The 7,019-nt window shown below is 73.5% G+C and carries 6 protein-coding genes and 1 pseudogene; 3 read left to right on the forward strand and 4 right to left on the reverse strand.

The window, feature by feature from the left end; all coding sequences use genetic code 11:
* Positions 1–5 precede the first annotated feature (5 nt).
* The 3 genes and pseudogenes from EHS43_RS32635 to EHS43_RS32645 all read left to right on the forward strand — a co-directional run bounded on the left by EHS43_RS32635 (position 6) and on the right by EHS43_RS32645 (position 2,823).
* Complete coding sequence (locus EHS43_RS32635) at positions 6–725, forward strand: YqjF family protein (RefSeq protein WP_125194287.1); 720 nt, start codon at positions 6–8, stop codon at positions 723–725.
* A gap of 118 nt (positions 726–843) precedes the next feature.
* On the forward strand, positions 844–1,911 hold the full coding sequence (locus EHS43_RS32640; protein ID WP_125194283.1) for a glycerophosphodiester phosphodiesterase family protein: 1,068 nt from the start codon (positions 844–846) through the stop codon (positions 1,909–1,911).
* A 97-nt stretch (positions 1,912–2,008) separates the two neighbouring features.
* Positions 2,009–2,823 (forward strand): annotated as a pseudogene (locus EHS43_RS32645) (substrate-binding domain-containing protein).
* Between the two features lie 9 nt (positions 2,824–2,832).
* On the opposite strand, the gene EHS43_RS32650 reads toward EHS43_RS32645, so the two are convergent.
* The 4 genes from EHS43_RS32650 to EHS43_RS32665 form a co-directional block, all read right to left on the reverse strand.
* Positions 2,833–3,480 (reverse strand): DUF6629 family protein, encoded by a 648-nt coding sequence (locus EHS43_RS32650; protein WP_125194284.1) that lies wholly within the window; start codon positions 3,478–3,480, stop codon positions 2,833–2,835.
* Positions 3,481–3,551: 71 nt separating this feature from the next.
* Complete coding sequence (locus EHS43_RS32655) at positions 3,552–4,817, reverse strand: extracellular solute-binding protein (RefSeq protein WP_125194285.1); 1,266 nt, start codon at positions 4,815–4,817, stop codon at positions 3,552–3,554.
* Positions 4,814–6,031: a hypothetical protein gene (locus EHS43_RS32660; protein ID WP_125194286.1), complete on the reverse strand. Its 1,218-nt coding sequence runs from the start codon at positions 6,029–6,031 to the stop codon at positions 4,814–4,816. Before EHS43_RS32660 ends, EHS43_RS32655 begins: the two co-directional genes overlap by 4 nt.
* The coding region (locus tag EHS43_RS32665; RefSeq protein WP_312023457.1) for a tetratricopeptide repeat protein at positions 5,935–7,019 on the reverse strand (1,085 nt) is incomplete at its 5' end. The genes EHS43_RS32660 and EHS43_RS32665, both read right to left, overlap by 97 nt.

Here is a 7,019-nt window from a genome sequence, read left to right on the forward strand (position 1 = left end):
CCCTCATACGGGTCCCGCTCCTCACCCAGCAGTGGCTGGACCTCGCCTTCGTCCACTGGGCCGTCGAACCGGCGCTCGTGGCGGGGCTGTTGCCGCGCGGCACGGTCCCCGACACCCACGACGGGCTCACCTATGTCGGCCTGGTCGCGTTCCGGATGCACCGGGTCGGCTGGCTGGGGCTGCCGGGAGTGCCGTACCTCGGGACCTTCCCGGAGACCAACGTGCGCCTGTACTCGGTGGACCGGCACGGACGCCGGGGTGTGGTGTTCCGCTCGATGGACGCCTCCCGGCTGATCCCCGTAATGATGGGACGCGTCGGCTTCCGGCTGCCGTACCTGTGGTCCCGGATGAGCGTGCGCAGGGCCGGGGACACCGTCACCTACACCAGCTCGCGCCGCTGGCCCGGCCCGCGCGGCGCGCGCAGCCTCCTCACGGTGCGGACCGGTGAACGCATCGGGGAACCGACCGCCCTGGAGCACTTCCTGACCGCCCGCTGGGGCATGCACAACGCCTTCTTCGGCGGCCCCGAGCCACTGGCCTACCTGCCCAACGACCATCCGCGCTGGCCCCTGTACCGCGCCGAGCTGCTCACCTGCGAGCAGGACCTCGTCACCGCGGCCGGCCTGCCCGCGCCCACCGACGCCCCGGTGAGCGTCCTGTACTCCCCGGGCGTCCCGGTCCGCCTCGGCCGCCCGGCCCGCCCCGCGGGCATCCCCACGCCCTGACGGTGCGGGGACGGCGTTCCTCGGACATTCACCATGGGCTCACGCCCGGGGGGTTGAACCGGTCCCCGGCCCCACTAGCGTCTGTGGGCGTCCCCGACTCCACACGAGTGAGGTGTCGATGTCCGCAAGACATGTCCTCGCCGGCCTGGCGCTGGCGCCGGTGCTCGCACTGTCGGCCGCCCCGCCCGCGACGGCGCACGACGGCCATCGACCGCCCGCGCCGAAGCCGCACTTCGACCTCCAGGCGCACCGCGGCGGCCTCGGTATGACGACCGAGGAGTCCCTGGAGGGCTTCGGGAAGGCGCTGCGGCTCGGGGTGTCCACGCTGGAGCTGGACACGCACGTCACCAAGGACCTGAAGGTCGTCGTCAACCACGACCGCCAGATCAGCGCGGTCAAGTGCCGTGACACGGGCCCGGTCACGGCCGGCGACGCGATGTACCCGTATGTCGGCCAGTACATCAAGGATCTGACGCTGGCTCAGATCAGGACCCTGGACTGCGGTTACCGGCAACTGCCGGGATTCCCCGAGCAGGAGGTGATCAGGGGTTTCCGGATGGTCGAGCTGAAGGACGTGCTGAACCTGGTCAAGAGCTACCGCGCCAAGCGCGTCACCCTCAACATCGAGACGAAGGTCGAGGCCGGGGCGCCCGAACAGACCGCTCCGCGTGGGCTGTTCGTGCGGCGGGTGCACGAGGAGATCCACCGCTCGGGCATCGAGAACCAGGTCACCATCCAGTCCTTCGACTGGGGCGCGCTCCGGGCGATGCACGAACTGGCGCCCAAATGGCCGCTCGTCGCGCTCACCAACTACGACTTCCTCCAGGTCGGCAAGCCCGGCGCGTCGCCCTGGCTGGGCGGGATCGACGCCGACGACTACGGCGGCGACTTCGTCAGGGCCGCCGCCACGATCCCCGGCGTCAAGGCCCTCTCCCCCAACTACGGCTTCCCGCAGGCCGGCAAGGTCGGCGACCCCGGCTTCCGCTTCTACGCCGACCGGGCGATGGTCGAGGAGGCCCACGCCCGGGGCCTGAAGGTCATCCCGTGGACCTGCGACGACCCGGCCACCGTGGAGGCGCTCATGGACATGGGCGTCGACGGCATCATCACCGACTATCCGAACCGGGTGCGGCAGATCATGGCCGAGCGCGGCATGCCGCTGCCGAAGGCGTACCGGCCCCGCTGACACGCTCACGCCGCTGCGGGCCCGGCGACACGTCACGGCGCCGACGGGCCCCTTCCACCCGGCTTGACGCCCCAGGGGCGCCGGTCACACTCCGACCATGAAGGTGGCCGGTCACACACGCGGTCCGGCCGGCATCAGGAATGTCGCCGCGGCCGCCGGAGTCTCCTAGGTACGCCTCGATCCTCCGGGGCGTCGAGGAGGCGGCTCGTGCCGCCACCCACGCGGTGGGCGTAGGTGTCCTCGAATCGGCCGACGAGGCCGCCGTCGCCGCGGAGGTGCAACGTGCCGCCGACGTGAGCGGTGGGCTGATCGTGATCGCCTACGACCCGGCCGGCGTCCGGGCTCTGGAGGCGGTCCCCGCCGGGGTCCCGGTGGTGGGCGTGGTCGAGACCCCGGTCGACGCGCCCTCCGGTGACCTGCCATGGGTGTGGACCGACGACCGCGAGGCCGCCCACCGGGTGACCCGGCATCTGCTGTCCCTGGGCCACGAGACCGTGCACCACGTGGCCATCCCCTCCTCCACCCGACGCACCGGCGCCCGTACCGAGGGCCGGCGGCAGGCCCTGGAGGAGGCCGGCGCGCCCGAACCCCCTGCCGTGCAGGGGGGTTGGGGACCCGGCGGCGGCCACGCGGTCGGCCGGGACCTCGCCGGGGATCCGTCGGTGACGGCGATCCTGTGCGGCAACGACGACCTCGCGCTGGGCGTGCTGCGCGCCCCGCACGAGGCGGGCCGCCCGGTGCCGGACGAGGTCAGCGTGGCCGGGTTCGACGACGCCCCGTACGCCGCCTGTCTCACACCCTCTTCGGCCGGGCCGCGTTCGCCCTGTTGCACGGGGTGCTGGAGAAGTCGGCGCCGGTCGACCCGCGCCGGAACTGGTGGTCAGGGAGAGCACGGGGCGGGCGCCCGCCTGAACGCTGCGTTCAGGAACCGTGGATGTCCGCCGGAAGCGCCCGTTTCGGGGCGGGGCGGCTGTTCACCCATCCGTACAGGACCACCGAGCAGACCGCCGCCAGCGCGCACCAGGTCGACACGAACTCCAGCCGCCACAGCAGCCAGCACACCACGGCGCCCGCGCCCGTCAGGACGCCGAGTGCGGTGAGCCGGCGGTCGCCGGAGAGCAGCAGGGCGCCGACCGTGGCGATCAGATAGCCGGCGACGAGCAGTTCCGCCTGGGGCAGACCGATGACGTACGCCATGGTGTGGCCGCGGATCTCGGCCCGGACGGGGCGGGTGGCGAGACCATGGGCGAGAAAGGCGGCGGTCAGCGCGCCCACGGCCACGAGCGCCGCCACCCGGCGTCCCACTCGGCGCGGGGCGGCGCACCACACGCCCACCGGCACCCACAGGGCGAGTACCGGAAGGGCGATGACGGCCCAGGTGACGGTGGCCGCGCCGGTTCCGCCCCCCGTGTGCCAGATGGCGGCCTCGACCAGCTGGTGCACGCCGAGCAGAAGGGGCAGGGCGGCGAGGGGCAGGTCCCCGGCGCGACGGGTCCGGATCACACAGGCCACCCCGACGGAGGTGATGGCCGCGCCCGCCACGAGATCCGCTGTCGCACTCCAGCACATGACACCACCATGTCAGGCCAGGCCTCGACCACGCATTCCGCCACGGCACGGGGCGAGTCGGCCGGCACCCCTCACTCGCAGATGTGCTGCGGGGGCCGGAACGTGGGGTCGGTCCCGGCGTCCCGGTTCACCTGGACCCGTACGGTCTCCAACTGCTGAAGCAGCGAGTCGAGTTGCCGCTGGGTGGGGTCGCGGAAGAACTCCAGGACCGCACGGTGGAAGGCGTCCCGGAGTTCGGGCGGCATCACGTCGGAGGCGTCGAAGCACAGGACGCGGGCGCCCGAGGTGAGCAGGGAGTCGATCTTGCGCTCGACCGGCGTGGCGGAGGCCGGCGGGGACAGCCCGGCCGTGGCCGGAAACAGCGGTCGTACCGGGGGATCCGCCTCCGCCCACCACAGCTCCCGTCCGGCCGGGCTCGACAACCGCTCCACGAGCTGCTGGGCGTCCGGGTCGTCGCTGAAGACGGCGGCCATGTCACCGGCGACCTCGAAGGCGTCCCGGTATGCGGGCGGGCCGCCCAGATACCGGGCCGACGGTTCCACCGTCACGTCGTCGCCCGCGTACACGTACCGGATGAAGGCGCTCTGGTGCTCGTGCGTGCAGTGGAAACCGGGTGAGTCGAGCAGGCCGCGCGGCTGTCCGTCTCTTCCCGGCACGCCCTCGAACGACGTGGTCAGGGACTGTTCGACCGACGCCGGTGAGCGCTTGCCGAGCAGCTTCGCCCAGGTGGTCCAGGCGCGTTCGACGGCCGGGTCGCGCCAGTCGAGGCGGCCCCTGGCCCACTCGTCGTAGAGGGTGGGGCCCGCCTGGTGGAGCACGAGGTCCTCGATCCAGTCGGTGCCGGGCCAGCCGGAGGTGGCCTGGGAGGCGAGCCCCAGGCACCAGGTGGGCCTGTCGTCGGGCGCGCCGCGTCTGCTCCACACCAGACTCTTGAGGTCGGCCTTCAGCGGCACCCAGTACGGGCGCAGCTTGTTGTCCACGATCAGCACCGGAACCCAGGGCGGGTAGGCGCGCTGGGCGGTCTCCGGGTCGAGCGGCTTCAGCCGGTCCCGGCGGGCGTACTCGGTGAGTTCGCCGATGCTGTTGAGGACCGCCACGTCCGGCGGGTCGTCGGCCTCCAGCTGTGAGACAAGCGTCTCGCGGAGCGAGCGGGTGCCCTCGTAGGTGTACGTCCGTCCGGTGCCGTCGTCCAGTTTGTCGAGGGTGGCCTCGAAGGCCTTGCCCTCCTCGCCGGTCCAGGGGCCGAGGACGACCAGCGGGTCGCGGGTACGCTCGCCGCAGCCGGGGACGAGGGCCAGCAGACACGCCACGAGGAGGACGCGCAGGACACGGCTCATGCGAGGGCTCCCGGCCGGGTGACGACGAGGTACTCACGGCGGTAGGCGTGCAGCGCGCCGGCGATCACGGCCGCGCCGAGAAGGCCCGTGGGGAACACGAACGGGGCGATGCCGTCGAGGAAGGCGAGCCGGCCGTCCGCCAGTCCCTCGTCCATCCGGGCCCGGAGCGTCTCGATGGCCCCCGGCTCCGGTCCGGCGAAGGGCCTCTCCTCGGCGATCGTCTCCGTCCGGGGCGAGGTCCGCTCGGCCAGCGCGTCGGCGACCGGCACGGTCTCGTGCTGGGCGTCCAGGGCGAGCAGGGCGTCGGCCGTCAGGAACGGTACGGCGAGCAGTGGCAGGGCGGCGACCGCGAGGGGGATGCTCAGCCGGATCCGGAAGCGGCGGCGCAGGAAGGACCCCGTCCGCCACAGGCCGACGGCGAGCAGGGCGAAGGCGAGCGCCGCGATCACCGCCGCGGCGATCGTGTCCGCTCCCCACGCGGCCCGGTCGGCGAGGCGTGCGCGCAGCCGCCCCTCCAGTCCGGTCACCCGGTCGACGATCGAGGTCGCGCCGGTACCGGTCGCGGCGGGACAGGCCGGATAGGGGTTCCGGCCGGTCGCCGCGACGGCCTGCGAGCAGAGCATGCTGCGCGCGTAGGTGAGTTCGGCGTCCCGCAGGACCGGGTCGGTGGCGTGGCCCTGGGCCCGGCCGATCCAGCCGGTGTAGTCGACGACCAGCGCGGAGACGACCCGCAGCTGCTGCTCCTCGGCGACGGTGAGGGCTCCGCTGCGGGTGACCTGGTTCAGGCTCTGCGTGGCGCGGGCGATCCGGGTCCGGTACCGCTCGCTGAGCCCGCTGAGCTCGGCCGCCCGCCCCTCGGCGAGGTTGCGCTCGGCCTCGCCCTGCGCGATCAGCAGCGAGGCCCGGGCGTCCGCGAGATCGACCAGCGCGGGCGCCGCGCGTTCCCGGATGTACGCGGAGTCGCCGCGCACGTCGGCGTAGGCCCAGCCCAGCGCGCCGAAGGCCACCACGGTGAGCAGCGGCAGCGCGACGAGCCGGTCCCGCAGGTAGGCGCGGTTGCGGTGGCCCGTGAGGGCGGGCCAGGCGTAGCGGTGGACCCGGCGGACGAGTTCGGCGGTTACGGCGGCGACTGCCCGCGCGAGCCGGAGGGTGTCCTGTGCGACGGACCGTAGGCGACCGTCCGGAGCCAGTCGGCGACTCTCTTGCCGAGCCATGGGCTGTCCCTGTGGTGTCGGTAGGCGAGCGGGCGGACCTCGTAGGCGCGGTCCAGGAGGATCTCGGCCACGGCGGCGTCCTCGGGGGAGGCCGAGCGGGCGGCCTGGTGGGCGAGGGTGACATAGCGGCGGGACAGGTCCTCCCGCAGGCCGTGTTCGTCGGGCGGGAGGCCGAGTCGGGGGTCCGCGGCGGCGGACAGGGCGGCGAGACCGTCCGCGTCGAGGGCGCCGCGGTCGAGGGCGCCCTCGACGGCCTCCCAGACCTCGACGGTCATCCGGACCCTGGCCTCCTCGTCGGTGAGGCCGTGCGCGTGGAAGAGCAGGGCGAGGCGTCCCAGTACCTCGTGGAGCCGCTGCGGCACCTCGTCGTCGTGCCCGGCCCTGCGCACGTACTCGATGCCGATCCGCACGGCCGCGGTACGCGCGGCGGTCCGGTGCCGCGAGTGCTGTGGTACGGCGTCCAGTTCGCGTACGGCCTCCTCGCGCGCCCGTTCGCCGTCCCGCGCGAGCCGGGCCCGTGCGGCGCCGAACGCCGCGCTGCCCAGGGAGGGGTTGCGCAGCCTGACCGCCTCGTAGAAGGTCAGTGCCTCGTGCCGGCGTCCGAGGCGTTCCGCGCAGTGCCCCAGGGCGAGCTTGGGCGCGTACTCGCCCGGGATCGCCGCGTACACCCGGTCGAAGTGCCGCCACGCCTCGCGGACTTGGTCGCGCGCCAGGGCGAGGAGTCCGTGATGCCAGTGCAATCGCCAGTCGTACGGGGCGCGTTGGGAGCCGATCCGCTGCTCGGCCGCCCGCAGTTCGCGTTCGGCGGCCTCGGGTCCGTCGGCCGGGTTCCGCAACCGCAGCCGACAGCGCAGGAGATGGACCTCCGTGGAGGCCCGCCAGTCACCTATGTGCTGGAGCAGGGCCTCCGGGGCGGCGTCGGCGAGTCGGCTCAGCTCGGCGTGATGCTCGTCGTGGGGGTCGGGGCGCGGCACGGGCAGGCGCTGGG

Source organism: Streptomyces sp. RP5T, assembly GCF_003933965.1.
Classification (GTDB): domain Bacteria; phylum Actinomycetota; class Actinomycetes; order Streptomycetales; family Streptomycetaceae; genus Streptomyces.